This window comes from Phytobacter massiliensis JC163, from assembly GCF_000321045.1.
Classification (GTDB): Bacteria; Pseudomonadota; Gammaproteobacteria; order Enterobacterales; family Enterobacteriaceae; genus Phytobacter_A; species Phytobacter_A massiliensis.
This window is the reverse complement of sequence record NZ_HE578949.1, coordinates 349,062-376,009: the sequence shown is the minus strand read 5'-3', so window position 1 is coordinate 376,009 and position 26,948 is coordinate 349,062. Positions and strand designations below refer to the sequence as shown.

The window sequence follows — 26,948 nt, the reverse complement described above, 5'->3', positions numbered from 1 at the left end:
CGGCTTAGAAGAAAGTAGAGCACTCAATAACACACTGTAAACACAAATATTTCCCGCGTTCGCTCCGGTGTTTGTGTCTTATTGTGTCGTCATTTGTCATTCATTTTCATCCAGTGCCTTTCAGGTACGACACGCCAGCGACACAGAGAAAGAAAAGCCCTGCGTTGCCGTAGCGCTTTTCTCTTTCATGCATTTCTTCTCTCGCGCTGGGGGTTTTTATGTGGTGGGTTATCGGCATCCTTGCCGTCATTGTCCTGTTTGCTGCTCTGGTTATCCGCTCGAAGATGAGAGACGCGGATGATGACTACTGAGCTACAGAGCGACTGCCATCCTCATTGACAACAACATCCATCTCCTTTTCGTAGGCTCCGTCAGGCAGAGGGTTACCTGTCACCACTTCATCAACAAATCCGTCATTGTCGTAAACCGGGAACCGTTGATAATCCCATGGGCCTATGTTTATAAGGGTGCCATCTTTACTGTAAAAGCATTTCATTTTCTGAATCATAAATCCGCTCCTTCAACCCAGCCGGTATTTCCGTTTCCGCTCTCTTTTTTCCAGGTGCGCTTAAACCCTCCTGACGGGCCTCCGCGCAGATAGAGTGAACCGGGTATGCGCCATCCCAGCGGTAATACTCGCCCGTGCTGGTATCGCGGAGAACCTGGTTAGGCAGGGTAAGCGTGGCGCCGGCCTGGAACGAGTCCATGGTGATGTAGCCAAACGCAGCAATGGCTGCCTTGGCCAGTTGTTCAAGCCCGTACCAGGTCTGCCGAGTGCGACCGAAGCGATCCTGCCAGATGGCGTTCGTAATGTCGTTAATAGCAAAGTCAAAATTCTGCGCGTTGTCGAATAAATCGTATGGGCTGGTAGACCCCAGCGGATTAAGGGTGGCGTATTGTGTCATGCTCGCTCCGGGCATAAAAAAACCCGCCGAAGCGGGTTAAAGGATTGTGGTGTGTTTACGCGACATCGCCGGGATAGCTGGCGTCGTCATACGCATATTTACCTGGGTTATACTGAACAGCTGAGACGCTGCTTGTTCCATCGTTACCCGGGGAAATTTCGCCGATTAGTGCGTCATAGGGGACGCGAACGGAAGAACAAAAAAGAAGCCGTGGGGGTTCTATGTATGGGTCGTTAATCGCCCATGTTTCAACCTCAAGCGATGGGTTGTACGGGATAGAGATGGTGTAATCATCAATACGGGTAGGTACCAGCATTAAAGAGGCGCTGCCCTCCTGATTCCTGATAATTACCCTCGGGCTTTCGAACGACCAGTCAGGGGATTCACTTAGGGTCAGGGTGATCGTACTGCTGTTATATGAGACATCCGTAATCAGGCAGCTCAGTGTCTGGCTGCCGGGTATATCATCAGCAAGGATTATCCTGTCCATATACTCGTAGCAAAGTGCATCCATTTCCGTTGAGGTGGTGTGCTGCAGGCGCTGTAGCGTGTAACCGAGCAAACGGCGCATACCGATACGATACGCGCGGTCCTGATCCAGAACGCCGTCCAGTTTATAGCTCTCAACTTTCAATGGTGTGGGATTGCCTGGAAGCTTACATTGCACGGTTTCCTCTGCCCAGGTTGTGCCGTTGATGTAGGTCACATCAACCCCATCGTAATCATCCTGCGACGGAGCTTTAAACGAGGTTTGCAACTCCTCGGTAGTTTCCTGCGGGGTGATCATGCCAACCCAGGGTTTAACCCCTTCCCTTCCTGCTGACACAAGCCCATCGGTCAGCAGAAAATATCCCATTCCGGCATAGCAGATTTTCTGCAGCATCTCCAGCGCTGACGTGCTCTCACCTGTAGCAAAATCAAATGTCTCACCACGTGGTGTCCAGTATGTTGACTCCAGGGCGTCGATAGCGTTGCTGTCTATCTGGTCTGCAGTGAAACCCAGAGATTCCAGTACGTGATACAGCGCCCCACTAATGCTGCGTGCGGTTCGACCTCCGCTATAAATCCGGGTGGGTACCACGCTGATACGCCGATCGGACTGAGCGGCCAGACGGTTTCCTGTTCGCACAGTGATCCCCATCGTAGTGACCCCGACATAACTGGATGGGCGCGCCCTCAGTAAGGAGCGCAGCGCCTGGCTGCCATCACATCAGTACCTGAAAGCGAATCAGAAGCCGTAGCCCGTGGTGAGTCACTCATCATCGGGCTTTTTGGCGAGTGAAATTTGGCGACAGATTCCAGTCTCATCGGGACATCTCCCATATGAAATAAGGCCACGCAAGGCCGGCGCCTAAAGAAACCAGAGCGATACCGCCTTTAGCTCCAAGGCTTTTTAGTCTTGTGTGCGACCACTCAGCAGTCATGCCTGCCATGAATGCGTAAAACACCAGTGCCATGGTTATCATGCTACCTCCGGCCCATCAGGTTTATTCAATCCCAGGCGATTGACGACCTCACGCCTCATAGCTTCCAGGCGCTGGCGAGTTTCCTCGTTTGTCTGTAACGCCTTGTCGATATCGCCAAGCATCTCCCGGTCTTTGTGGCGCTGCTGTGCTGAGGCTATTGATGTGATGGTGCTCATATCAACGCCCTCTTCCCATTGGGTGAACCATCAGGACGCCGTTAACAACCGCATGGCGATTGCCTTTGGTGTCGTATGCGTATTTGTTTACCGTGCTTCGATGGCAGTTGAGCTTTCGAGCTACTTCTGTCTGATTGCCATAGTTCTCTACCAGGTAATCAGGAATGGTTTTGACTGTATGGTTCATGCTGCCTCACTCCTGCTTTTGATTAACTCGCGTAATAAGGCCCTGTAACGCGCTCTGATGCGTTCTAGTTCCTCGCGGGTATATCGATGGGGGTTATTGTTGTTTTCGAGCGCCTCAACGCGTTCTGCGCCGATTTTGGCTATGAGATTGATACGGTACGGCCCGACAGCGCCGGAGTGATGCACATTGCATGCTGCACACTGGCTATGTAGCTGATAACCCGCTGATGACTATCTGGTTTAAATGACTCGCTGCGGCGGGTTTTGTTTTATGGAGGATGTGATGAGTGATTTGGCAATAAAGGTTCTGCACTGGCAAACAAGCGGGGATGTAGGGGTGAGCAGTGCAACAATGGCGTCTATCGCCCTTGGACTTAAACGAAATATTTATGGCTCCAGATTTGACGCGCCAAGTGATGCCTCTGATTTGAGAAGGTGCATGTTGCTTGTAGAGGAGATTCCAGAAATAAGGGAGCACTTCGACAAAATCTCCGTGGTGTGTAAGCAGTTTGCGCCGATTATCAAAGAGTGGGATTCCCTGATAGAAATGCTAAAGGCAGAAATTAGCACCGGCAATGGTTCTGCGCCAAAAACATACAAGCGCATGAAGGATTTGCTCGGGCACTCAGGAGGAGTTCGCTTCGTTTTTGGAAATTAAGCGCCCACCCCCCCCCATTACCACTAACCGCCCACTGAGGCGGTTTTTTATTGCCTTTCATAATCCAACCGGAGATACATCACATGCCATCAGAACGAGCCATTACCGCACAGCAGGCGGCTGAACTGCTGATTGTTTCTCCACGCACTATCTACCGACTGATCGACTCCGGTCTGCTGTCAGGAAAGAAAATCGGCAATAAATACCGGACTACCGAAGCGGCATGCATTGCGTATCTGACTTCACCAGGCGATCCTGTTCCCGCGAACGCGGGTGAACATAAAGAGGAAAAACTATGTCAATCACCCTCAGGGGCGGCGTGTGGCACTGTCATTTCTTTACGCCGTCAGGAAAAAGAGTTAGACGCTCTCTTGGCACAAAGGACAAGAAACAAGCGCAGGAGCTCCATGACAAGTTGAAGGCCGAGGCGTGGCGGGTGGATCAGATGGGAGAACTGCCTCCGCGAACCTTTCAGGAATGTTGCTATCGGTGGATCCTGGAAAAGGAGCATAAGCGTTCACTGGATGACGACAAAACAAAAATCGCTTTCTGGCTGCAGAATTTTTCCGGGCGGGATGTTTCGAAGATTACGGCCGATGAAATACACGAAGCCGTAAATGGGATGATTAACCGAAAGCACCTGCAAATATGGGAAAGCCGGAGGGATGCAGCAATCAGGAAGGGGCTTCCCGTTCCGGCGTATGAACCTAAGCCCGTCAGCCTGGCAACCCGGTCACAGCATTTATCTTTCATCAGATCTATGCTTCGCGCCGCAGCTAATGAATGGAAGTGGATAAAGTCGGCGCCGGTGATAAAAACGCGGAAGCCGGTCAGCAAAAGGATACGCTGGCTTACAAGGGAAGAAGCAGAGAGGCTGATCAGCTGTATGTCGGACAGTATCCGACCTGTTGTGATATTTGCGCTGGCTACCGGCCTGCGCCGCTCCAATATCATTGATCTGGAGTGGCAGCAGGTCGATATGCAGAGGAAGGTTGCATGGGTAAATCCGGAGAACGCGAAGGCGGGCAAGGCTATTGGCGTCGCTCTGAATGATACCGCATGCAAGGTGTTAAGGGATCAGATAGGAAAACATTCCCGGTGGGTGTTTGTTCACACCACCGCAAAACATCGCCCTGACGGTACGCTAACGGAAGCTGTCAGAAAAATGCGTGTTGATGACAACAACGCGTGGTATACCGGGTTAAGAAAAGCCGGTATAGAAAACTTTCGCTTTCATGACCTGCGGCATACCTGGGCGAGCTGGCTGATACAGTCAGGAGTCCCGCTTTCCGTTTTGCAGGAAATGGGTGGATGGGAAAGCATCGAAATGGTACGCCGGTACGCGCATCTCTCGCCGAACCACCTCAGCGAGCATGCGAGGAAAATCGACACCATTTTTGGGGCCAGCGACACAAATACGACACAAGGAGCAAATCAGGCAGGACTAAAACTGGCGTAAGTGTATGAAATGTAATGGTACGCCCTACAGGATTCGAACCTGTGACCCACGGCTTAGAAGGCCGTTGCTCTATCCAACTGAGCTAAGGGCGCATTACCTGGAACAAACGACCGGGATTATACGGCCCCCCGACAACGAGTCAATGCCTTTCCTGCCAACTGGTTGCGTAATGTACGCTATCCGTTCCGTCATCCTTTAACAGTAGTAATTATTAACACTTTATATCGTAAAAAAGTAAAATCCTGGGGTTTAATAAGCACGGTCTTCTGTTTACCAAAACGGGCGTCATTAAAATGGGTGACCCGAAGACCTTTTCAATGGGACCAGCAGAAGCATGAACTGGAGGCTGCATTTGCGAACCTTCAATAAAAGCGATTGTTCTCGCAAAGTTTGCCATAACGAAAAGTATTCCAGAGGATCTTCTATCTACAATGGGACGCCGGGAAAAAGGCCGCCGCTCAAAGGCAGGAAATGTACATGTCCCCAGCGATACGTTCATTCTTAAGCGATCAGACAGGATTATCTATTTCGCTGGTCAGCATCCCAAAAATAGTGCTGCGCTTCTCCTGGTTACCAGAGATAATTTTTTGTCGCTGGGAATCACCGCCGCCTTTTACCCGCTGTATAACATCACTCACCTGACCTCACTGTATGAAGCCTGGCAATTCAAGCAAAGGGTTAAGGTCAGTAAAATCATTATTGATATTGCCTCTCTGGCAGAGCCGGTGCTGGATGAAATTAATACTCTACGCCAACTGACCTGTAACGAGGGCACAACCGGCATCGTTTTGCTGACGGAGCAGTATGATCGCCAGGTGCTTCTCTTTCTGGAAAAAGCCCTGCCCGTCAGGCAAACCAACAAGAGCGAGAGTATTTCTTTGATGCGTAAGAATATTCTGACCTCACCCCAACACCCGTCGGCTATCAGCGCAACCCTGAATAAATGCGAATGGACGCTTATCTTTTCGCTGTCGCGAGGTTTATCGTTAAAGGAGATAGCATGCCAGTCAAACCAGCCCTACCACTGCGTGATGTACAGATTAAAAATGATCCTGCAAAAGCTACAGCTTTCTGGCCGGCCGGCGCTAATGCACCTTATCCAGCGCTTAACAAATCAGTATCCGTCATAAACAGCATTTTCCTGAGATACAGGTAAGAAAAGGCTTATTTTTCAACCAAAGTCACTGCTGCATGTAACATCGCTAAAACAATTCTCACTTTTCCTGGAGTAATTGACTCTTAAGTCAGCAGTAAAATTTTACCTCAATTAATAGATCTTAGTTATTTTATTGACTGTCGAATTATTTTGAGTTTAAAAATAGACTAACCAGTCGTAAAATATTCACAATAGCAATACTTCATAGCTCATGTTACGGCTGGGCATAACGAAATGTTGATTACAGAAGAAAAATAGTGAACGCGCTGTTACAAAAGTACTTTTTTACGTGAAAAACAAAGTATATCTCTAAAAAAACAAAATCCGATATGAAAATTTCCAAATCAGGCCATTTTATTCATTCAGCAGGAGGTTTTAGCGAAATATAAAATCTGGCCTATTTCGCCTTACTTTTGCAGCGTGGAATCCCAGGTATAATAAACCTTCGCTGTTAAATGATGGAGTTCCACTCATCGTATTAAGTCTCCTTTCGACATAACCAATACCGACGCTGGGGTTAAAAGACGTCTGACGAAAAGAGCTTTGTAATACCTTTTTCATACTTGAGCCTGATAAGGAGTTTGGCTCAACTTTTACTAACTGAGGTACAAAATGAAAACGGCATCTGTGATAATTATGGATGAACACCCTTTAATCAGAATGTCAATAGAGGTCTTGCTTAAAAACAATAAGAATATCAATGTGGTCCTTAATACAGATGATGGACATAAAGTATTAAGCTACATTCGCAAGCATAATGTCGAATTGGTTATCCTTGATATTGAACTACCCAATTCGGATGGTTTTACTTTTCTTAAGAGAATTAAAGAGATACGACCCAATACACAGGTACTTTTCTTGTCGTCTAAATCTGAGTCATTTTATGCAGGCCGGGCTATACGCGCCGGGGCCAACGGCTTCGTCAGCAAAAAGACCGATCTCAATGAGATATATAATGCTGTAGAAATGCTGCTGGCCGGATACTCTTTCTTTCCCTCAGAAATTCTTATTCAGTTTAATCAATTTCCCAGACGCTTGCGCGAACGTGACGATATGCCTCTTTCAAACAGAGAAGTGACCGTGCTTCGCTATCTGGCGAACGGTCTCTCCAATAAAGAGATTGCAAAGCAGCTTTTGTTAAGTAACAAAACGATTAGCGCACATAAGTCGAATATATTCTCGAAACTTGGCGTCCACTCTATTGTTGAACTGATCGATTACGCCAAAGCACACGAACTACTGTAAAAAAAACTCCCGGTAAACCGGGAGTTTTTCAAGGTGTGGGCGTAACGATCAGTCGTAGTTAATCAAAAAGAGGGCGTCCGCATCTGCGGTCCCTGGTTTGGGATAATCCGCTACGGCGATATAACGTGCATAAAAATTGAACACCGCGTTGCCATTCTCATCCGCCTGTACTGTCTGGCTTGTCTGTTTAAAGGGCAGATTTTTTTTATACTGATCCATAAACTGCACCGCCACATTTTTTGAGCTGCTGCCGCTATTTAGCGCCAGCAGACCTTCATCCGAGGGATCGCTTATCCCCCGAAACGCTATCGACACCGGGCCGGTTGGACAGCCGGTAAGCCTGAGCTGGAAATGAACGGGCGGCGTCGTGTCGCCCTTATGCAAGAGCTGCGTTGTCGTCCAGCGCCCAAGCGGCACGCTTTTAGTGACGTCGTCGGCAACGGCAACGCAGGTCCAGTCAATAATATTACCGTAGAGCTGAATGTTGATACGGCCCAGCGTATCCGCCTGCGTCGGTGGCGGTAATACAGCGAGGGCGAAAAGAGGAATCAGTGCATGCCATCTCATTACGCTCTCCTTAATCAAAATCGACGCCCAGGTAGCCGCGTGCAACGAAATAGCCTTTCTGAGGTTTTAAGCCGGTAACGCTGACCGGCCAGGTGATAATAGGAATTTGCGCCGAAGCGCTGCCGTCAAGCTGGAAAGGGATTTTGCTCGACACATTATTGGGCGCCAGCGGCGTGAGGTTCTTATCGGCAACAATAAACCCCACGTTAGGGTTGGAAGAGACCATCATATTGCCGCTGGACTGTTCTGATTCAAGGCGCAGCGTTAAATAGGCCTGCGCTTCAATATTGGTGCATTTGATTCCCAGCGTTTTACTCTGCGGCATCACGCCTTCAGGACGGTTGCCCGCTCCCGCTTTGCTGAACTGGGATGCGCTAATATCGCCGAAATCAAATTCCACCATACTGCCAGCATTGACTTCACAGTTTTGCGGCACCTGGACTGTACCACTATAGCTGATGGTATAGACCACCGAGGTTAAAGGGTCATTAGGGGTAGAGGTAACATATACCCGAAAAAGCACCTGACGGGGAATGACCACCATGTCGATAAAGCGGCGGGTCACTTTAAGCCGAAAAATAAGTTTTGAATCGCGAACCTCAAAAGGTACTTGAATCGGAACGGCATAAGAAGCACCCATTTTCACGTAGTTCTGCGGTGGATAAAACGCACCAGCGTAATCGTCGGTGATTTGCATTGCCCCATCAAGATAATCGTTAAGTTTTACATATTTAAACCTATCGATAGTAGTTGTTACAGGCAGATCGGTCACATAGCTACGATAAGTAGTGCCATTTTCCGTTCCCACCGGACAGACAGCATAGACGCCAACATAGCCTGATTTTTCTGCAAGGGTAACAATCTGTCCCACCTGGTTATTCGAACTGTTAAACACCCCGGAAAGATCGTAAGAAACATCCGTTGGCGTGCCAGTGCTATTAACACATACTGTTGCCTGCGCGGTAAACGCGCCCATCATAAGCGCGGCCCCCACCAGTAAATACGCTGCTTTCATCGTCATTTCCTTTTCATAGCATTAGCGGGAGCATGTTATGTCAGCGATGGTCACCGCCTGTTTCAGGCTTTGCTCGCTTAGCGTATAGGGCGCGAAGCAGCGCGCTGAATCGCCATCTCCCCACTGAATTAACAGCTTCCCTTGCACAGGCAGCCCGCTTAAATAGATTTGTCCGTCTTCGCCCGCCATGCTGGTGACCCCGCTCTCTACCTCGCGCACCACGGCGCCAAAAGGCACGGGTTTACCGTCGCGACGAACGGTAAACAGCGCGCGAATACCGATCCGCGTATCATAGGCGGCGCGCACCAGCGCCCCTTCGGTGGGCACGACGCTGCTGACGTTATCTTTAATATCGGTGTGATCGTCGGTGGTATTGATATCCAGCGCGATACGGTTATAGCGGTATACCGTTGCGTAGGGCATAACCGTATAGCCACGCCAGTCCGTCTTCACGCCGGTCTGGTTTTCAACGCTGACGCCGGACGCGCCAGGGGCTTTGATCAGCACGTTGGTGCTGCCGAGCGACTGGCTAAGCGTAATGCCGTTCTCATGGCCGGTTATCCCGCCGGAAAGCTGCCAGTTGAGGTCATGGCTATCCCTGTCGTAGTTATAACCGACACCAAGCGTGCCGTAGGTCGCCTGCCAGTTGGCCGTCGCCCCTCCGTTGTAGCCGCCATTGCTGGAGTGCCCCTGGGTGACGCTGTAGTTGAGGTTTTGCCCCTCCAGCAGCGTTCCGTTTACCCCGCTTTGCCAGCTGCTGTCACCCTTGCTGTTCTGGTTCCAGGTTGTGGTCGCCCAGGCGCGGTCGAGGGCTGACTTGCGGGAAAAGCCGTGGCCAAGCAGCGCGCTAAACGGTACCGAGAGATTAAAAGCAAAGATGTTGTCGGTATCGGAAATGCCGACCGATTTATTTCTCGACCAGGAGAGCGAGTAGCTGGCCCCTTTCCAGGAGCCCGAATAGCCAACCTGATACCAGGTATTGGTTTCACTGGTTCCCCAGTAGGTTTGCTCATTACCGGAGAGATAAACCGAGCCCCACTCACCCAGCGACTGCGAAATACTGACCTGAAAACGGCCCTTTTTATTCCAGCTCAGATTGTGATAGCTCTCGACCTGGCGTACGCCGTTTTCATCTTTATCGTCGCCGTACTGATAGCCCGACATACTCTTCCAGGTGACGTCGTCCAGGGTATAAAACCCACGGGTGGAATAACGGTAGCCCAGTAGCTGGAAGTTGGTGCCATAGCTGTTAAGTGATTTAGCGTACAAGAAACGCAGCGACTGCCCGGTGTGTACGGAGTCATCGGTGAGTTTGCTGCGGGCATGGGTCACATCCAGGGAGACGGCCCCCCAATCCCCGAGGTTTTTCCCCGCCCCCAGCGCTACCGCGCTATAGCGCGACGCCAGCTGCGTGCCGCCATAGAGCGTGAAATCATGCGGCAGCCCGAGAAGCAGCGTTCCCTGGGCGAAAAAAGGCTCATCGCGGCCGCTGTCGCCGCTGCGATAATCGCCCATCGTCACATCATATTTAACCCGCCCTTCGCGTTGAAGCAGCGGCACCGTTGAATAAGGCACCGTGAACTTCTGCTGCTGTCCGCCCTTCTCCTCAACGGTAACTTCAAGATCGCCGCTGGAAGAGGTAGGGTTGAGGTCGTCTATTTTAAACGCCCCCGCCTGAACATAACTCTGATAAATGACGTAGCCGTTCTGCCGGATTGTTACTTTTGACGGCGTACGGGCAATGCCTCTTACCGTCGGCGCGTAGCCCTGCTGGCTATCCGGGTACATATTATCAGCGGAGTACAGGCGCGCCCCGCGAAACCCCGCGCTGTCAAAGACATCATTGCCGGTGTTGCTGTCGCCCATTACCAGCTCGCCTCTTAGCGGGATAACCGTCCGCTGCACCCAGGTGCCGATGTTATTCCAGCGTCTGTAATGGGTGTCGGAGTTATAGCTCCATGCGCCATTATTCCGCAGTCGCCACGGCCCATAATTAAGCCCGCTTTGCAGGTTGAGATAATAGCTGTCATCTTCACTACCGCGATTTCCGCTAAAACTGTAATTGACCAGCGCGGCGGGAATACCTTCATCCCACTCTTCCGGCGGTATATAGCCGCGCGCGCTGTTGGCCATCGCCACTTGGGGAAATTCAAAATCCAGGCGTAGCCTGGAGAAATTAAATGTCGTGGAGGCGTCCGGGATCGCGGAGCCTAATGGAATACAGTCGTTTTCAGTGTATTTTTTAAGATCAGGGAAGGCCGCTGTGTTGATGCCCATCCGCTTTAGCAGCGACTGCGAGACGCATGGCGTCAGCCCGCCCGAATTCGGACCGCTGTCGCGCTCTGCGTCCTGAGCTTGAAACTGTAAATCCTGAGTAATAATGAATTCACTGTTGCGCCAGATATCCACGCGGTAAACGCCCGGCGCCTGGCTGCGACCGTTAGCAAAGCGGGTCAAATCCGCCACGCTGGCGGTATCTTCTGACAGAAATGCCGGGTTGAAGTATTTTTCCGCATGGCTTGACTGCGGGTAGAGAACGGCCGTCAGGGCAAGCGTAAGCGCGCTAACACGAGGAAGTTTCCGCGTTCGAATATAATGATGGCGCAGTAAATGATTCATTATTTTCCTCCATGATCCCGGCTAGCCGCGGCAGATTTACAGCGTTGCATTCCGTACAGCTGTAATTGCGCCGTAGTCATTCACTGTCTGGTATGAAACGCTGCCGCCGCCCGTTCCTGAGGGTAAAGCCTGCTGCGCAAAGCTTTTCGGCGCGACCATCATGTTGTCGACTTTTTTACCATTCACTTTTATGTTGACCAGCGTAATGTAATACGGCGATGGGTTATTTACTTTCAGGTGGTTACCCGCACGCTCCAGACGTAATTGCTCCAGCGCTTCGTTCGGGTTCATCGCTAAATTTCGTGGGCGGACAAAAAGCTTAATGCGCGACAGGATCGCCAGCTGGAGGACGTTTTTGGTGTCAGGCTTGTTTTTATCCATCGAAGGAATCGCCTTGACGTTTAACCAGAAAATAGATTCCCGGTCCGTCGGTAACGGATTGCCCGCATAAATAATACGCAGCGTGTTTTCACTTTTTGCTTCACTGACAAACAGCGGCGGGGTAATCACAAAGCTTTTTTCTTTTTTCCCCTCGCTGTTTTCAACCCAGGCATTAATGAGAAAGCGCTCTTTAGGGTTGCTGTTGATCACCGCAAGCGAGGTCTGTTTAGCATCAGCCGGATAGATAACACGGGTTGCGCCAAGGGCTACGCCACCGCTCGCCTGGGCATTAAACGAGAAAAAAAGAGGCCGAGGCACAGCATAAGCCCCGATTTAAAAAAGCGTTCATGTTGATAATCCCTTATTCTGGCTTACGGTTGTGTTACGGATAGACCAGCGTAAACCAAACGTCTGATTGAACTTTTCCAGGTATAAACGTGCCGGACAGGGCACGATAACGGGCGCTGAAATGGTAGGTAACTTTGTCGGTAACGATCGGCGTAAAATGCAGCGGGGCGGCATTGGGGATGATGTGTTGCTGCTGGTCGTTAAAAATCGCAAGGCCTATTCCGCTGTCTCCCCCTGCGCTATCGGGCCAGTTGGTCGCCAGAAAAACCTGCGGATCGGCTGCGGGCGTAACGCCCTGGAAGGCGATACCCACGTAGCGCCAGACATCGGCGTCACATTCGACCAGCTCAAGCGCGAAAGGCACGATAGCCGTGGCGAAGCTGCCCTTTCCGGAAAACATATCCGTACGGTATTGCCCCATATCCACATACAGGTTCTGACTTTGCTGAGCAACCGCGCAGCCCCCGTTCACCAGCGAGCCCCGCATATGAATGGTGCCATCGCTGACGTCCGACGATGCCTGAACAGCGTTCGTCAGTAAAAGTATCGACAAGAAGAGCTTCCTTCCATTTCCCATAGAACTTTCCCGCCAGATTAAATTCGCCTCATCCGTTGAGGCGATTTCTCTTCCCTGAGCCTACGTTAAGCGCTGAGTGGCTTATTCGTACTTCATGATGAAAGTCGCGTCAGCGTTAGCCTGACCAGCGGTCACTGTCGCAGAAGTAGATTTATAGTGTGCGCTGAAGTGCAGGGTGTTGGTGCCGTCGATCAGCGCCTGAGCGGTAGAGTAGACTGCGCCATTCGGAGACAGCGCCTTAGAGGTGGTATCCAGAATTTCAATAGCTACGCCAGATGCGGTAGAACCGTTATCGGCGGAAGCGATGGCCAGCAGATCGGGGCTGGTACCGTCAGTCTGGCCGCTAAAAGCAACAGACGCGGTTTTAGAGACTTCCGGATCGCAATCGTTCAGCACGATTTCGAACCCTTTGGTTGCGCTTACAGAGCCTACGGTCGGGAAATCAGCAGTACGATACTGGCCCAGCTCAACGGTCTGATCGGAAGACTTGGTGCTTACAGAGCAAGCCGCGTTTACCAGTTCGCCAGTGAAGTGGATAGTACCGCCATTAACAGTCGTGGTGGTGGTGGTAGTAGTATCTTCTGCATGAGCGGCGCCAGCCATTAATGCCATAGTTGCAAAAACGGTAGCTGCGATTTTGTTCAGTTTCATGAATATTCCTTCAAAGTAAATAGCGTATACGGCTCTGCATCCTGCACGACCCGTTTGTTTATCCGTATATGTCCGCTCGCTGGCAACAAGCCCAAACGTTCTTCCTGATACTCAAGAGGAAACGGGTATATAACCAACGAACCTACACACCCCGGACTGATTATTCTCTGCATCCCTGAGAGATATTTAAAACACCCCCAAACAGGCGTTAATTTAAGTTCCGTTATCAGTGAAGCTGACGCGCATTTGCCCCCTCTTCACGACGGCAGAATACTAATCAACGGCGGCGGTCAAAAATATCGTCCATTACTCTAAGTCGCCTAAGCCTCTTCCTAAGAAAGCGAAAGAAACCGCTCAGCAGGGCCACTTACGCTACGGATTATTCACATGCACACCTGTCGCGGATGCATTACAGAGAAACCGGAGACTGACAACCGGCCCGGCTTCTGACAAAATATCCCCCTCCCCCCTTGGTCAGTTACAGATGGAATCTTTTCTCTGATGGCAGCAAAGATTATTGATGGTAAAACGATTGCGCAGCAGGTACGCGCTGAGGTTGCACAAAAGGTGCAGGCCCGCTTAGCAGCCGGAAAACGCGCGCCGGGTCTGGCGGTCGTGCTGGTTGGCAATAACCCCGCTTCGCAAATTTATGTCGGCAGCAAACGTAAAGCCTGTGATGAGGTAGGCTTCCTCTCCCGCTCCTACGATTTGCCTGAAACCACAACAGAAGCAGAACTGCTGGCCTTGATCGATAAGCTCAACGCCGACGACGCGATTGACGGTATCCTGGTGCAATTGCCGCTGCCCGCAGGTATCGACTATGTGAAAGTGCTGGAACGCATTTCGCCGGACAAAGACGTGGACGGTTTCCATCCTTATAACGTTGGCCGCCTCTGCCAGCGCGCGCCGCGTCTGCGCCCCTGTACGCCGCGGGGAATAGTCACGCTGCTTGAGCGCTACAATATCGACACCTTCGGCCTTAATGCGGTGGTGATTGGCGCATCCAATATCGTCGGGCGTCCGATGAGCATGGAGCTGTTGCTGGCGGGCTGCACGACTACCGTTACCCACCGTTTTACCAAAAACCTGCGTCACCACGTTGAGAATGCCGATCTGCTGGTGGTCGCGGTGGGCAAACCGGGCTTTATTCCGGGCGACTGGATTAAAGAAGGCGCGATTGTGATTGACGTTGGCATCAACCGGCTGGAAAGCGGCAAAGTGGTGGGCGATGTCATTTACGATGAGGCCGCCGCGCGGGCAGCTTATATCACCCCCGTCCCCGGCGGCGTTGGCCCGATGACGGTAGCAACGCTGATTCAGAATACCTTACAGGCGTGCGAAGAGTATCACGACGTGGAGAAAGCATAATGGCGACATTTTCATTAGGTAAGCACCCGCATGTAGAGCTTTGCGATCTGCTTAAGCTGGAAGGCTGGAGCGAAAGCGGCGCACAGGCGAAAATCGCCATTGATGACGGTCTGGTGAAGGTTGACGGCCAGGTTGAGCGGCGCAAACGCTGCAAAATCGTCGCGGGCCAAACGGTCACGTTCGACGGCCACAGCATCACCATCGTTGCCTGATCACCTAAAGGCCCGCGCTGCCGGGCCTCTCCTTCCGCCTGCCGTCGCGGGCGATATTTGATCCCCTTCAAATAATCAGAAATTGCTATGGCTGGCGCTGCGATTTTAGTTGCGCCGGGAAATCGCTTCTACGACGATAAGTAGAACGTTTTACTAGAACGTTCTACCTAAAATAATAGCGCTGATTTGCGCAAAGAATACTCACAGTCGGGGGAATCACAGGATGAATGTGTTAACAGGACTGATAAAGTCACTCTCAAAGCTCTCTATGATTGGGCGCGCGTTGATGCTGCCCATTTCATTGCTGCCTGCCGCCGGTCTGTTACTGGCGTTTGGCGATAAGTTTCATCTGCCGTTAATGATGAACGCGGGCGGGGTTATTTTCGATAACCTGCCGCTGCTGTTCGCCATCGGTTCAGCCGTAGGCCTGGCGTCGGAATCGGGTATCGCCGCCCTCTCCGCGGCGGTCTCCGTCTTTGTGACCAACATAACTATCAGCACTGTGCTCTCCATTACTCCGGAAATGGCCTCTCAGGGCGGTAAATACGCGATGGTCGTCGGCATCCCCTCTTTGCAGATGGGGGTATTCGGCGGGTTGATTTGCGGTATTCTCGCCGCCTGGTGCTATAACCGTTTCCATACCTTACAGCTGCCGGAATTCCTCGGCTTCTTCTCCGGTAAACGCTTCGTGGCCATTGCTACCGCGTTTCTCTCCTTCATCCTGGGGCTGGTGCTGCCGTATATCTGGCAACATATTCAGTCAGGCATTGATGCGCTCTCGGTGGTGGTGAACGGCGATAACCAGGCGGCGTCGACCTTTATCTTTGGCCTGACGGAACGTGCGCTGATCCCGCTCGGCCTGCACCATATCTGGTACCCGTCGTTCTGGTACTCTTTTGGCGACTACACCACCCAGGCCGGCCAGGTTATACATGGCGACCAGACCATCTGGTTCAAAATGCTGGAAGAGGGGGTGAAAAGCTTTAGCAGCGACACTTACCAGAATGCGGGTAAATTCATGCAGGGCGAATTCCCGCTGATGCTGTTCGCGCTGCCCGCGGCCTGTCTGGCGATGTATCACGAAGCGCACACCAAAAACAAAAAAATCGCCGCCGGTATTCTTTTCTCCGCCGCGCTGACCTGTTTCTTAACCGGCATCACCGAGCCGGTCGAATTTACCTTTATCTTTGTCGCGCCGATCCTGTATGTCTTTAACGCCATCATGGCGGGGCTGGCATATATGACGATGTACCTGATGCACGCGCATATCGCTAAATCGTTCTCCGCCGGGTTTATCGACTATCTGTCGTTCGGCATCCTGCCGTCCTTCAACGGCTATGAGACTAACTATCTGAACGCGATTATCATCGGCGTGCCGATGGCGGTGATTTACTACTTTACCTTCCGCTATGTCATTCGCCGTTTCGACGTTAAAACGCCGGGCCGCACGGAAGTCTCTGTCGATGCCAGCGACAAAACCGATGACGAACTGGTGACGGACATTGTCGCTCTGCTGGGCGGCGCGTCTAACATCAACTCCGTTGGCGCCTGTATCACCCGCCTGCGCGTTGAGGTTCTCGACGGTAGCAAAGTCGATAAAGAGGGGCTTAACGGCGTTGGCGCTCGCGGCGTGGTGTTCGTGGGCGATAAGGGCGTACAGGTTATATTCGGCGCCCGCGCGCAGTTCCTCGCCCAGACGATGGCGACATCGCTTGGCAAATAATCGCGTGCGGTTAGGGTGAAATAAGTCTCCTGTATTTATACAGGAGGCTTTACTATTTTCTGACAGGTTATTTTGTACTTTCAGGGAGCTCGATTGAAAAAGGTCAGCATCATTGATGTCGCTAAACTGGCAGGGGTTTCGGTTTCCACGGTATCGCTGGTGCTGCGCCAGAAGGGCAAAATTTCCGACGCCACGATTGAACGTGTCCACGCCGCTATTAACGAGCTGGGCTATGTACATAACGTTGCGGCAGCCAATTTGCGCGCCAACACCTCAAACCTTATCGGCCTGCTGCTACGTGATTTCAGCGACAGCTTTTCAATCAAGGTGATGGCCAGTACCGTGCAGGCGCTGGAGCGCCAGGGTTATATGGTGTTCCTGGGCCAGCCGCTTAACGATAGCGATCATCTCGAACGCTGCCTGCTCTCTTTTAAGCAGCAGGGCGTCGCCGGGGTCATCTATCTCTCATCCGATACCCTGAGTTCGCATCTGCCGCCGCAGATTACCAGCTGCCCTCTGCCGCTGGTGGTGGTGTCGCAAGCGCTACCGGAAGAAGAGTGTAATTTAGTGATGCGCGATAACCGCCAGGCCGCCAGCGTCGCCACACGCTACCTTATTGAACGTGGGCATCGTAATATCGCCTATATTGGCGGAACGGAAAAAGATCTGGTTCGTCATCAGCGCCTGCTGGGCGTGCATAGCGCTCTCAAACAGTACGGCATGGCGCTACGCGAGGAGTACACCCCGGCCTGTAGCGAGAGCACCGAAGCGGCAAGCCTGGCGACCCGACAGCTGCTGGAGAAAAACAACACCATCACCGCCCTGCTCTGCCACTCGCCCAATGCGGTTATCGGATCTATTAGCGGGATCCATCATGTGGGGCGCACCATCGGTAAGGATGTCTTCCTGACGCAGCAGGTGGCGCTGATTGGCTTTGAGGATATGCTGCATGTCAACCTCACCTCCCCTTCTTTTACCTATGTCTCCTCGGCCAGCGAAGAGGCGGGAAAGCAGGCCGCGGGGCTGATTATCCGCAAGCTGAAAGAGCACGATCTGCTGACGCAGCGGATTACCCTCTCCGGCCAGCTGGTGGTGCGCGAGTCGGCATAGCCATTTTCAGCGCATCCTTTCTCCCCCTGCGGTAACAACGCAGATATACTTTTTCATTTTTATGGATGCCAGGATGCCAACCATTGTTACCCACGCCGCCGTGCCGATTTGTCTCGGCTTAGGATTAGGCCAGAACATTATTCCCCGCCGCCTGTTGCTGGCTGGTATCGCGCTGGCGATGCTGCCGGACGCCGATGTGCTCGCCTTTAAATTTGGCGTTGCTTACGGCAACGTGTTGGGACACCGCGGTTTTACCCACTCTCTTTTGTTCGCCTTTATTGTGCCGCTGATAACGTTATGGCTGGGGCGACGATGGTTTAAAGCCTCCCTGCTACGCTGCTGGGCATTTCTGACCGTGTCGCTGCTGTCGCACAGTCTGCTGGATTCTATTACCGATGGCGGCAAAGGGGTGGGCTGGCTGTGGCCATGGTCAGACGAACGCTTCTTCGCGCCGTGGCAGGTGATTAAAGTCGCGCCGTTTGCCCTGTCGCGCTATACAACCCCCTACGGCCAGCAGGTGATCTTGTCGGAACTGCTGTGGGTGTGGGTGCCGGGAATCATATTGATGGGCGTGTTGTGGCACCTGCGCCGTGGACGCTGATGCCCTCCTGATCCCCTCTCCCCATTGGGGAGAGGGTCTGGGTGAGGGGGTAGAGATTACTTACGACGCCAGGTCGTGCCCTGCGGGCCATCTTCCAGAATAATGCCCATTTCGCTCAGACGATCGCGCGCCGCATCCGCCGCCGCCCAGTCCTTCGCTTTACGGGCATCCAGCCGTTTTTGGATCAGCGCTTCAATTTCAGCAACTTCACCTTCATCCGCCTGCGCGCCGCTTTGCAGGAACAGCTCCGGCTCCTGCTCAAGCAGCCCCAGCACGGCAGCGAGCTTACGCAGGTGGGAAGCCATCGCGCTGGCCGCCGCGGCATCTTCCGTTTTCAGGCGGTTGACTTCGCGCGCCATATCAAACAGCACGGAATAGGCCTCTGGCGTGTTGAAGTCGTCATCCATCGCCTCGATAAAGCGGGCTTCAAACGCCTCGCCACCAGCCGCCGCCACGGTTTTATCCGTGCCGCGCAGGGCGGTGTAGAGGCGCTCCAGCGCGGAACGCGCCTGTTTGAGGTTCTCTTCACTGTAGTTAAGTTGGCTACGATAGTGGCCGGACATCAGGAAATAGCGGATGGTTTCGGCATCGTAATATTTCAGCACATCGCGCACGGTGAAGAAGTTGCCCAGCGATTTTGACATCTTTTCGCGGTCAATCATCACCATACCGGAGTGCATCCAGTAGTTAACGTATTCGCCATCATGGGCGCAGGTCGACTGGGCGATTTCGTTTTCGTGGTGCGGGAACATCAGATCCGAACCGCCGCCGTGAATGTCGAAATGGTTGCCCAGCTGTTTGCAGTTCATCGCTGAACACTCAATGTGCCAGCCCGGACGGCCCGCGCCCCACGGCGACGGCCAGCTCGGCTCGCCCTCTTTCGACATTTTCCACAGAACAAAGTCCATCGGGTTACGCTTAACGTCAACAACATCAACGCGCGCCCCGGCCTGCAGCTGATCCAGATCCTGGCGGGAAAGCTGGCCGTAGTGCGGATCGGTCGGCACGGAGAACATCACGTCGCCGTTGTCCGCCACATAGGCGTGGCCGCGGTCGATAAGTTGTTCGGTGATTTCGATAATTTCAGCGATATGGTGGGTCGCGCGCGGCTCCAGGTCCGGACGCTGAATATTCAGCGCGTCGAAATCCTTATGCATTTCGGCGATCATACGATCGACCAGCGCAACGAAGTTTTCGCCGTTTTCATTGGCGCGCTTGATAATTTTGTCGTCAATATCGGTAATATTGCGCACATATTTCAGCTTATAGCCCAAAAAGCGCAGGTAACGCGCGACGACGTCAAAAGCGACAAAAGTGCGCCCATGGCCAATATGACAGAGATCGTAAACGGTAATACCACACACGTACATGCCGACTTCCCCGGCATGAATAGGTTTGAATTCCTCTTTTTGGCGCGTCAGTGTATTAAAGATTTTTAACATCGAAGATTCCATGTAGACGTGTGTGGGACGGAAAAACGCATATATTACCTGTAATTCAACCCCGAAGCAGCACACTTTGCAAGGTGATCCCGCCAGTCGGTTATGCTATAACAAGCGACTATCTCTGGCCCGCATCGGGTCTGTGCTGCAAACTACCGGAACAGGATGCAAAAATGGTTACATTCCACACAAATCACGGCGATATCGTCATCAAAACCTTTGACGACAAAGCGCCTGAAACAGTTAAAAACTTCCTGGACTACTGCCGTGAAGGCTTCTACAACAACACCATTTTTCACCGTGTGATCAATGGCTTTATGATCCAGGGCGGCGGTTTCGAACCGGGCATGAACCAGAAACCGACCAAAGACCCTATTAAAAACGAAGCCAACAACGGCCTGAAAAATACCCGTGGCACGCTGGCGATGGCCCGTACCCAGGCGCCGCACTCCGCCACCGCGCAGTTCTTCATTAACGTTGTCGATAACGACTTCCTTAACTTTTCTGGCGAAAGCATGCAGGGCTGGGGCTACTGTGTTTTCGCCGAAGTCGTAGAAGGCATGGACGTGGTTGATAAAATTAAAGCCGTCTCTACCGGCCGCAGCGGTATGCATCAGGACGTCCCGAAAGAAGACGTTGTGATTGAAAGCGTGACCGTCAGCGAGTAACGGGTGGCGACACTTTTTATCGCAGACCTTCATCTGCAAACAGAAGAACCGGCGATTACCGCCGGTTTTCTGCGTTTTTTACGCACCCAGGCCTCCGCGGCTGACGCGCTCTATATTCTGGGCGATCTGTTTGAAGCCTGGATTGGCGACGACGACCCTACCCCGCTACACCATGAGGTTGCGGCGGCGCTCCGCGCGCTGACGGAAAGCGGCGTCCCCTGCTACTTTATTCATGGCAATCGTGACTTTTTGCTCGGCAAACGCTTCGCCCGTGAAAGCGGCATGCAGCTTTTGCCGGAAGAAAAGGTGCTCAATCTCTATGGCCGCAACGTGCTGATTATGCATGGCGACACCCTCTGTACTGACGATGCGGGTTACCAGGCATTTCGCGCCAAAGTGCATCAGCCCTGGCTGCAAACCCTCTTTTTAGCCCTGCCGCTATTTATCCGCCGCCGCATCGCCGCCAGAATGCGTGCCGGCAGCAAAGCCGCTAACAGCAGCAAGTCAGTGGACATTATGGACGTGAACCCGCAGGCAGTGATCGATGCGATGGAAAAACAGCATGTCCAGTATCTGATCCATGGCCATACCCACCGCCCGGCGGTGCACGCGCTCACCGTTAACGGCATGCCCGCGCAACGCGTGGTGCTGGGCGCATGGCACAGCGAAGGCTCGATGGTAAAAGTCACCCCTGAGGGCATTGAACTCAGCCATTTCCCCTTCTGACCGGTATCGCCGCCGCACTGCTACCGGCGCTACGCAAACGTTTTCCTCGCTGGCAGAACGTGCTATTCTTTGTGCCCTTGACGCTGTTCGTAGCACACCCACAGGAGTTTTTAGACGCATGTCTTCTGGCAACCATCCGGCGCGTATCGCCATCGTCATGGGATCGAAAAGCGATTGGGCGACCATGCAGTTCGCCGCTGAAATCCTCGATATCCTGAACGTTCCGCACCATATTGAAGTCGTCTCTGCCCACCGTACCCCCGATAAGCTGTTCAGCTTTGCCGAGAGCGCCGAAGAGAACGGGTATCAGGTGATTATTGCCGGCGCAGGCGGCGCGGCGCATCTGCCAGGCATGATCGCGGCCAAAACCCTGGTGCCGGTGCTGGGCGTGCCGGTGCAGAGCGCGGCGTTAAGCGGCGTTGACAGCCTCTATTCTATTGTACAGATGCCGCGCGGTATTCCCGTGGGTACGCTGGCAATTGGTAAAGCCGGCGCGGCGAATGCGGCCCTGCTGGCGGCGCAAATTCTTGCCACCCAAGATGATGTGCTGCGCCAGCGTCTGGCGCAGTGGCGTAAAGCCCAGACTGACGAAGTGCTGGATAACCCGGATCCGCGAGGTGAGGCATGAAGCAGGTTTGCGTCCTCGGCAACGGTCAGCTTGGCCGTATGCTGCGCCAGGCAGGGGAACCGCTCAGTATTGCCGTCTGGCCGGTTGGGCTCGATGCCGAACCGGAAGCGGTGCCTTTTGCGCAAAGCGTCATTACCGCTGAAATCGAACGCTGGCCCGAGACCGCCCTCACCCGCGAGCTGGCCCGCCACCCGGCGTTTGTTAACCGCGATGTTTTTCCCGTTATCGCCGACCGCCTGACGCAAAAACAGCTTTTCGATAAGCTCGGCCTCGCCACCGCGCCGTGGCAGCTGCTGGCCGACCCCAGCGAATGGCCTGCGGTGTTCGACCGCCTGGGCTCGCTGGCTATCGTTAAACGTCGCGTTGGCGGCTATGACGGTCGCGGGCAGTGGCGTTTGCACGCAACGGACACACAGACTTTGCCGGACGACTGCTACGGCGAGTGTATTGTTGAGCAGGGGATTCACTTTTCAGGCGAAGTCTCGCTGGTGGGCGCCCGCGCCCGGGACGGCAGCACCGTCTTTTATCCCCTTACCCACAACCTGCATCAGGAGGGCATTTTGCGCGCCAGCGTTGTCTTCCCACAGGCCAGCGCGCAGCAGCAGGCGCAGGCAGAGTCGATGCTCTCGGCCATCATGGCCGAACTGGACTATGTCGGCGTGATGGCGATGGAGTGCTTTGTCACGCCTGCGGGGCTGCTGATTAATGAACTGGCGCCGCGCGTGCATAACAGCGGGCACTGGACGCAGAACGGCGCCTCCATCAGCCAGTTCGAGCTGCATCTGCGCGCGGTGGTCGACCTCCCGCTGCCGCCGCCGGTGGTCAACAGCCCGTCCGTGATGATCAACCTTATCGGCAGCGATCTGAACTATGACTGGCTGAAGCTGCCGCTTGTGCATCTTCACTGGTACGATAAAGAGGTGCGCCCCGGTCGTAAAGTGGGCCATTTGAACCTCAATGACAGCGACAGCGCGCGCCTGTGCGCCACGCTGGAAGCGCTGCTGCCGCTGTTACCGCCGGAGTATGCGAGCGGTATCGCCTGGGCGCAGGCAAAGTTTAACTAAGCGATTAATGCCGGGAAGGGACGCTTTTCCTTTCCCGGCCCCTCTCCTCGCGCGTAAAATCCCCGGATATCTTGTCTGTTCCAGGGTTCTCCATGAAAGAAGTCACGGACTACCGGGCGATTCTCTGCGCCGGTACGCCATTAATTGATGTCCGCGCGCCGGTTGAGTTTCAACAGGGCGCAATGCCGGGCGCTATCAACCTGCCGTTGATGAATGATGACGAACGCGCCGCCGTCGGCACCTGCTATAAACGCCACGGGCCGGAGGCGGCGCTGGCGCTGGGCCACCAGCTGGTAGCCGGAGAGCGTCGGCAGCAGCGTCTGGCAGCGTGGCTGGCCGCCTGTCGCCAGCACCCGGAAGGCTATATCTGCTGCGCGCGAGGCGGTCAGCGCTCGCATATTGTGCAGCAGTGGCTGGCCGAGGCGGGCGTCAACTACCCGCTGGTTAAGGGGGGCTACAAGGCGCTACGCCAGGCGGCAATTCAGGCCACCGACGCGCTGGTGCAAAAACCGATTGTGCTGATCGGCGGCTGTACCGGCAGTGGCAAAACGCAGCTGGTGCGCCAGCAGCCTGACGGCATCGACCTGGAAGGGCTGGCGCGCCATCGCGGCTCCTCGTTTGGCCGCACGCTGAAAACCCAGCTTAGCCAGGCCAGCTTTGAGAATTTACTCGCCGCAGAGATGGTGAAAATCGACGCTCGCCCCGCCTCACGCCGCTGGGTTCTGGAGGATGAAGGCCCTACCATCGGTGCGAACCACCTGCCGGAGTCCCTGCGCGTGCGTATGCTCAGTGCGCAGGTAGTGGTGGTTGAAGACCCTTTGGCCCTGCGTCTTGAGCGCCTGCGCGATGAGTACTTTGTGCGAATGCATCATGATTTTACCGCCGCGTATGGCGAAGAGGCGGGCTGGCAGGCTTACAGCGACTATTTGCATCACGGGCTGTTCGCCATTCGCCGCCGTCTTGGCCTGGCGCGTTTCGCCCAGCTTACGGCGCACCTGGATTCGGCGCTGCTCGCCCAGCAGGCCAGCGGCGATACCGACGGACACATGGCCTGGCTCGTTCCGCTGCTCAACGAATATTACGACCCCATGTACCGCTATCAGCTGGAGAAAAAAGCCGCGAATATTGTTTTTCGCGGCCCCTGGCAGACGGTTGCCGATTACCTCAGCCATCGCGGCGTTTAACGTTGCCCGGATGCATCACCGCACGGTCTGTAGCCCGGATAAGGCGGCATGCCGCATCCGGGAATAACCACAGCTAGTGCCGGTCGCGCTTATCCGCCCGCTGCGCCAGCCAGTCGCCGAGCATCTGCACCACCTGCACCAGCACGATCAGCGCCACAACGGTGACGATCATCACTTCGGTTTCGTAGCGGTAGTAACCGTAGCGAATCGCCAGATCGCCCACGCCGCCGCCGCCGACAATCCCGGCCATCGCCGAGTAGCCGATCAGGCTCACCAGGGTGATGGTCAGACCGCGCAGCAGACCGGCGCTCGCCTCTGGCAGCAGCACCGTGCAGATGATACGCATTGGGCTTGCGCCAAAGGCTTCCGCCGCTTCGATAATCCCTTTATCCACCTCACGCAGCGCACCGTCCACCAGCCGGGCGTAAAAGGCGATCGCCGCAACGGAAAGGGGCACCGACGCCGCCACCGGGCCGATGGTGTTGCCCAGCAGAAACTGAGTGAGCGGCAGCAACAGCACCAGCAGAATGACAAACGGCACCGAGCGAACAATGTTCACCAGCACCGAACTCAGCAGATAGACAAAGCGGTTTTGCCAGAAGAGATTTCGGTCGGTAACGAAAATCAGAAAGCCTAACGGCAGGCCGCCGATAATCGCCAGCACCGTTGAAATGCTCAGCATCTGGAAGGTTTCGCCAAAGGCGAGGCTCAGATCGGCCAGTAAATCATCCACGGATCACCTCCACCTCTGCGGTACGTTGCCGAATATAGTCCACCGCGCGCTCAACCACGGCGGCCTCCGGGGCGGTCAACTGCACCACCAGAATGCCCAGCGCGCGCTCGCCAATATACTCAATCTTGCCGTGCAGAATATTTACCGCCACGCCAAAATTGACGGCGGCGTCAGAGAGCACCGGCTGCTCGGCGGAGTCGCCGACAAACAGAATTTTCAGCAGCTGGCCGGGCAGATGTTCGCGCAGGCGATCCGGCAGCGTCAGGTTGAGCGTGCGGGAGACCAGCTGGCGGGTAAAGGGATGCTGCGGATGGGCGAAAATATCGAACACATCTCCCATCTCCACCACTTTACCGCCGGACATCACCGCTACACGATCGCAAATGGTTTTGATCACGTTCATCTCATGGGTGATCAGCACGATCGTGATCCCGAGACGGGCGTTGATCTGTTTGAGCAGCTCCAGAATGGTGGCTGACGTTTCCAGATCCAGCGCCGAGGTCGGTTCATCGCACAGCAGCACGTCCGGGTGGTTAGCAATAGCGCGGGCAATGCCGACACGCTGCTTTTGCCCGCCGCTCAGCTGTACCGGGTAACGCCCTGCTTTATCGCTCAGCCCGACCAGCTCAAGAATTTCCGCGACGCGAGGGGCGATTTTGCTACGCTCCCAGCCTGCGGCTTTCAGGCTGAACGCCACATTTTGCGCCACGGTGCGGGTGTGCATCAGGTTGAAGTGCTGGAAAATCATGCCAATGCGCTGTCTGGCTTTGCGCAGGGTGGCGCCTTCCATCTCGGAGATGGTCACGCCGTTGACTTTAACGCGGCCCTGGCTTGGGCGTTGCAGGGCGTTCAGCGTGCGTAACAGGGTGCTTTTCCCTGCCCCGCTGGTGCCAACGATGCCAAAAATTTCACCGGCCGCAATATGCAGACTCGCCTCATCCACGGCGCGGGTGGTCGCGGTGCCACGGCCTGCGGGAAAGTCGACGCAGACCTTATCTATTTCAATCATGTGTTCCTCAAACGGCAAAAGGCAGGCCGCAGCCTGCCTGATTCAGCATCAATGCTTATTTTTTATCTGCGGCGGTCATCCAGTCGGGCTTCTGGAAAGCGCTGTAGATATTTTTCGGGTCGTCGATAACGGCACGGTAAGCCGGAGATTTCACCGCCTCGACAATATCTTTGGCGAAAGGTTTGTCGGCATCTTCGGTGCGCACCGCGATGATATTTTTCAGGTTCTCATCCAGATGTTCCTGCTTGATAGCCGTCGACAGATCAAGCCCGGCGGCGACAGCAAAGTTGCCGTTGACCAGCGCGGCGGTGGCGCTATCCAGGGTGCGCGGCAGCTGCGCGGCTTCCAGCGGTTTGAACACCAGCCCTTTCGGGTTGCTGGCGATATCACGCTCGGAGGCTTTTGTCGGATCGATATTCTCTTTAATAGTGATGAGATCGAGGGATTTCAGGAAACGCAGCCCGCGCGCAAGGTTGGTCGGATCGTTAGAGAGGGTAACGATATCGCCTTTTTTCAGTTCATCAAGGCTTTTGATTTTGTGGGAATAAAAGCCCATGCCCGCCGTCGGCACGCTGATCAGGTTGGTGAGTTTCAGCCCCTTATCGGCGGTGAACTTATCGAAATAGAGCGAGTGCTGGAAAAGGTTGGCGTCAATGCTGCCGTTAGAGAGCGCCATATTTGGCTGTACGTAGTCGCTGAACTCGCGCACGACCACTTTATAGCCTTTTTCTTTTAACGTTGGCGCAATGGCCTGTTTAACCATATCGCCATACGGCCCCGGCGCAACGCCGAAAACGATCGTATGCGGATCGCTGTTTGCCTGCGCGGCGGTCAGCCCGCAAGCCAGAAGCAGCGCGCCAAAGGCGGCGCGTAAACCGGTGCGTCCCATTACAGTCTCCCTGTTGAGGTATGTGTGCTGTGTGGCGCGCCGTACCTGCGGCGCGCTCGGTATGCCAGCCGATAAGATGGCATAAACGCGCCGCAGCGGTAATTGAAAAAATTTCATGATCCTGTGAAGCAGGTCACTGATCGGGGGGAATTTCCCCCGGATGCGCTTCGCTTATCCGGGCT

The 26,948-nt window shown here is 54.0% G+C and carries 31 protein-coding genes, 1 tRNA gene and 1 pseudogene; 15 read left to right on the top strand and 18 right to left on the bottom strand.

From position 1 onward, the window contains the following. Positions 1–304: 304 nt before the first annotated feature. The 7 genes and pseudogenes from ENTHG_RS21700 to ENTHG_RS24540 all read right to left on the bottom strand — a co-directional run bounded on the left by ENTHG_RS21700 (position 305) and on the right by ENTHG_RS24540 (position 2,919). On the bottom strand, positions 305–508 hold the full coding sequence (locus ENTHG_RS21700; RefSeq protein ID WP_052332756.1) for a hypothetical protein: 204 nt from the start codon (positions 506–508) through the stop codon (positions 305–307). After that, positions 477–905, bottom strand: a complete 429-nt coding sequence (locus ENTHG_RS21695) for a hypothetical protein (RefSeq protein WP_044184916.1) — start codon at positions 903–905, stop codon at positions 477–479. Before ENTHG_RS21695 ends, ENTHG_RS21700 begins: the two co-directional genes overlap by 32 nt. A 55-nt stretch (positions 906–960) precedes the next feature. Next, on the bottom strand, positions 961–2,046 hold the full coding sequence (locus ENTHG_RS21690; RefSeq protein WP_342355159.1) for a host specificity factor TipJ family phage tail protein: 1,086 nt from the start codon (positions 2,044–2,046) through the stop codon (positions 961–963). 56 nt (positions 2,047–2,102) lie between these two features. Further along, positions 2,103–2,213 (bottom strand): annotated as a pseudogene (locus ENTHG_RS24545) (antitermination protein); the annotation flags it as partial. Positions 2,214–2,367: 154 nt separating this feature from the next. Next, complete coding sequence (locus tag ENTHG_RS21685) at positions 2,368–2,547, bottom strand: hypothetical protein (RefSeq protein WP_044184912.1); 180 nt, start codon at positions 2,545–2,547, stop codon at positions 2,368–2,370. A gap of 1 nt (position 2,548) precedes the next feature. After that, positions 2,549–2,734: a protein ninH gene (locus ENTHG_RS21680; RefSeq protein WP_044184910.1), complete on the bottom strand. Its 186-nt coding sequence runs from the start codon at positions 2,732–2,734 to the stop codon at positions 2,549–2,551. After that, positions 2,731–2,919 carry a recombination protein NinG gene (locus tag ENTHG_RS24540; protein ID WP_237567517.1) on the bottom strand — a complete coding sequence of 63 codons (189 nt, stop codon included), beginning with the start codon at positions 2,917–2,919 and terminating at the stop codon, positions 2,731–2,733. Before ENTHG_RS24540 ends, ENTHG_RS21680 begins: the two co-directional genes overlap by 4 nt. Before the next feature lie 97 nt (positions 2,920–3,016). Here ENTHG_RS24540 and ENTHG_RS21675 point away from each other — a divergent pair, with 97 nt between their 5' ends. From ENTHG_RS21675 to ENTHG_RS21670, 3 genes are all read left to right on the top strand, one after another. After that, positions 3,017–3,391: a hypothetical protein gene (locus tag ENTHG_RS21675; RefSeq protein ID WP_044184907.1), complete on the top strand. Its 375-nt coding sequence runs from the start codon at positions 3,017–3,019 to the stop codon at positions 3,389–3,391. An 83-nt stretch (positions 3,392–3,474) separates the two neighbouring features. Then, positions 3,475–3,810, top strand: a complete 336-nt coding sequence (locus ENTHG_RS24535) for a helix-turn-helix domain-containing protein (RefSeq protein ID WP_071825920.1) — start codon at positions 3,475–3,477, stop codon at positions 3,808–3,810. Then, positions 3,693–4,850 (top strand): tyrosine-type recombinase/integrase, encoded by a 1,158-nt coding sequence (locus tag ENTHG_RS21670; RefSeq protein WP_237567525.1) that lies wholly within the window; start codon positions 3,693–3,695, stop codon positions 4,848–4,850. Before ENTHG_RS24535 ends, ENTHG_RS21670 begins: the two co-directional genes overlap by 118 nt. A 15-nt stretch (positions 4,851–4,865) precedes the next feature. Here ENTHG_RS21670 and ENTHG_RS21665 read toward each other — a convergent pair. After that, positions 4,866–4,942 (bottom strand) — tRNA-Arg (locus tag ENTHG_RS21665). Between the two features lie 339 nt (positions 4,943–5,281). Here ENTHG_RS21665 and ENTHG_RS23805 point away from each other — a divergent pair. Further along, entirely contained in the window at positions 5,282–5,980 is a 699-nt protein-coding gene (locus ENTHG_RS23805; protein WP_052332755.1) for a hypothetical protein, read from the top strand. Between the two features lie 638 nt (positions 5,981–6,618). Next, positions 6,619–7,251, top strand: coding sequence for a fimbria biosynthesis transcriptional regulator FimZ (gene fimZ / locus ENTHG_RS21655; protein WP_044184900.1), 633 nt, complete (start codon positions 6,619–6,621; stop codon positions 7,249–7,251). Positions 7,252–7,299: 48 nt separating this feature from the next. On the opposite strand, the gene sfmF is transcribed toward fimZ, so the two are convergent. The 6 genes from sfmF to fimA form a co-directional block, all read right to left on the bottom strand. Further along, positions 7,300–7,818, bottom strand: a complete 519-nt coding sequence (gene sfmF / locus ENTHG_RS21650) for a fimbria assembly protein (protein WP_044184897.1) — start codon at positions 7,816–7,818, stop codon at positions 7,300–7,302. A 10-nt stretch (positions 7,819–7,828) separates the two neighbouring features. Continuing rightward, the gene (gene fimH, locus ENTHG_RS21645) at positions 7,829–8,839 is read right to left on the bottom strand and encodes a type 1 fimbria D-mannose specific adhesin FimH (protein ID WP_106403347.1); all 1,011 of its coding nucleotides are present in this window, start codon (positions 8,837–8,839) and stop codon (positions 7,829–7,831) included. Positions 8,840–8,854: 15 nt separating this feature from the next. Further along, entirely contained in the window at positions 8,855–11,452 is a 2,598-nt protein-coding gene (locus tag ENTHG_RS21640) for a fimbrial biogenesis usher protein (protein ID WP_044184891.1), read from the bottom strand. 36 nt (positions 11,453–11,488) lie between these two features. After that, positions 11,489–12,151, bottom strand: coding sequence for a type 1 fimbria chaperone FimC (gene fimC, locus ENTHG_RS21635; protein ID WP_237567516.1), 663 nt, complete (start codon positions 12,149–12,151; stop codon positions 11,489–11,491). A 64-nt stretch (positions 12,152–12,215) separates the two neighbouring features. After that, a complete protein-coding gene (gene fimI / locus ENTHG_RS21630; protein ID WP_052332754.1) occupies positions 12,216–12,758 on the bottom strand; it encodes a type 1 fimbrial protein subunit FimI in 543 nt (180 codons plus the stop codon). A gap of 81 nt (positions 12,759–12,839) precedes the next feature. After that, positions 12,840–13,409: a type 1 fimbrial major subunit FimA gene (gene fimA, locus ENTHG_RS21625; RefSeq protein WP_044184883.1), complete on the bottom strand. Its 570-nt coding sequence runs from the start codon at positions 13,407–13,409 to the stop codon at positions 12,840–12,842. A gap of 501 nt (positions 13,410–13,910) precedes the next feature. Here fimA and folD point away from each other — a divergent pair. From folD to ENTHG_RS21600, 5 genes are all read left to right on the top strand, one after another. Beyond that, entirely contained in the window at positions 13,911–14,777 is an 867-nt protein-coding gene (folD, locus tag ENTHG_RS21620; RefSeq protein WP_044184880.1) for a bifunctional methylenetetrahydrofolate dehydrogenase/methenyltetrahydrofolate cyclohydrolase FolD, read from the top strand. Continuing rightward, positions 14,777–14,989, top strand: a complete 213-nt coding sequence (gene ybcJ / locus ENTHG_RS21615; protein ID WP_044184877.1) for a ribosome-associated protein YbcJ — start codon at positions 14,777–14,779, stop codon at positions 14,987–14,989. The genes folD and ybcJ overlap by 1 nt, the downstream gene beginning before the upstream one ends. Before the next feature lie 223 nt (positions 14,990–15,212). Further along, positions 15,213–16,712: a PTS transporter subunit EIIC gene (locus ENTHG_RS21610; protein WP_044184874.1), complete on the top strand. Its 1,500-nt coding sequence runs from the start codon at positions 15,213–15,215 to the stop codon at positions 16,710–16,712. A 93-nt stretch (positions 16,713–16,805) separates the two neighbouring features. Then, positions 16,806–17,822, top strand: a complete 1,017-nt coding sequence (gene malI, locus ENTHG_RS21605) for a Mal regulon transcriptional regulator MalI (RefSeq protein ID WP_044184871.1) — start codon at positions 16,806–16,808, stop codon at positions 17,820–17,822. A gap of 73 nt (positions 17,823–17,895) precedes the next feature. Further along, on the top strand, positions 17,896–18,423 hold the full coding sequence (locus tag ENTHG_RS21600) for a metal-dependent hydrolase (protein WP_044184868.1): 528 nt from the start codon (positions 17,896–17,898) through the stop codon (positions 18,421–18,423). A gap of 56 nt (positions 18,424–18,479) precedes the next feature. Here the strand turns inward: ENTHG_RS21600 and cysS are convergent, their stop codons facing one another. Then, positions 18,480–19,865, bottom strand: a complete 1,386-nt coding sequence (gene cysS, locus ENTHG_RS21595; protein ID WP_044184865.1) for a cysteine--tRNA ligase — start codon at positions 19,863–19,865, stop codon at positions 18,480–18,482. A 173-nt stretch (positions 19,866–20,038) separates the two neighbouring features. Between cysS and ppiB the strand changes: the two genes are divergently transcribed. The 5 genes from ppiB to mnmH all read left to right on the top strand — a co-directional run bounded on the left by ppiB (position 20,039) and on the right by mnmH (position 24,135). Beyond that, complete coding sequence (gene ppiB, locus ENTHG_RS21590; protein WP_044184862.1) at positions 20,039–20,533, top strand: peptidylprolyl isomerase B; 495 nt, start codon at positions 20,039–20,041, stop codon at positions 20,531–20,533. 3 nt (positions 20,534–20,536) lie between these two features. Then, positions 20,537–21,259, top strand: a complete 723-nt coding sequence (gene lpxH, locus ENTHG_RS21585; RefSeq protein WP_044184859.1) for a UDP-2,3-diacylglucosamine diphosphatase — start codon at positions 20,537–20,539, stop codon at positions 21,257–21,259. Between the two features lie 118 nt (positions 21,260–21,377). Then, entirely contained in the window at positions 21,378–21,887 is a 510-nt protein-coding gene (gene purE, locus ENTHG_RS21580; RefSeq protein ID WP_044184856.1) for a 5-(carboxyamino)imidazole ribonucleotide mutase, read from the top strand. Further along, on the top strand, positions 21,884–22,951 hold the full coding sequence (gene purK, locus ENTHG_RS21575) for a 5-(carboxyamino)imidazole ribonucleotide synthase (RefSeq protein ID WP_044184853.1): 1,068 nt from the start codon (positions 21,884–21,886) through the stop codon (positions 22,949–22,951). The genes purE and purK overlap by 4 nt, the downstream gene beginning before the upstream one ends. Positions 22,952–23,043: 92 nt before the next feature. Further along, on the top strand, positions 23,044–24,135 hold the full coding sequence (gene mnmH / locus ENTHG_RS21570; protein ID WP_044184849.1) for a tRNA 2-selenouridine(34) synthase MnmH: 1,092 nt from the start codon (positions 23,044–23,046) through the stop codon (positions 24,133–24,135). 73 nt (positions 24,136–24,208) lie between these two features. Here the strand turns inward: mnmH and ENTHG_RS21565 are convergent, their stop codons facing one another. The 3 genes from ENTHG_RS21565 to ENTHG_RS21555 are packed head-to-tail and all read right to left on the bottom strand — an operon-like array spanning position 24,209 to position 26,766. Further along, entirely contained in the window at positions 24,209–24,868 is a 660-nt protein-coding gene (locus ENTHG_RS21565) for a methionine ABC transporter permease (protein WP_044184845.1), read from the bottom strand. After that, positions 24,861–25,877, bottom strand: a complete 1,017-nt coding sequence (sfbB, locus tag ENTHG_RS21560; RefSeq protein ID WP_044184842.1) for a virulence-associated ABC transporter ATP-binding protein SfbB — start codon at positions 25,875–25,877, stop codon at positions 24,861–24,863. Before sfbB ends, ENTHG_RS21565 begins: the two co-directional genes overlap by 8 nt. Before the next feature lie 55 nt (positions 25,878–25,932). Continuing rightward, positions 25,933–26,766 carry a MetQ/NlpA family ABC transporter substrate-binding protein gene (locus ENTHG_RS21555; RefSeq protein ID WP_044184839.1) on the bottom strand — a complete coding sequence of 278 codons (834 nt, stop codon included), beginning with the start codon at positions 26,764–26,766 and terminating at the stop codon, positions 25,933–25,935. Between the last annotated feature and the right edge of the window lie 182 nt (positions 26,767–26,948).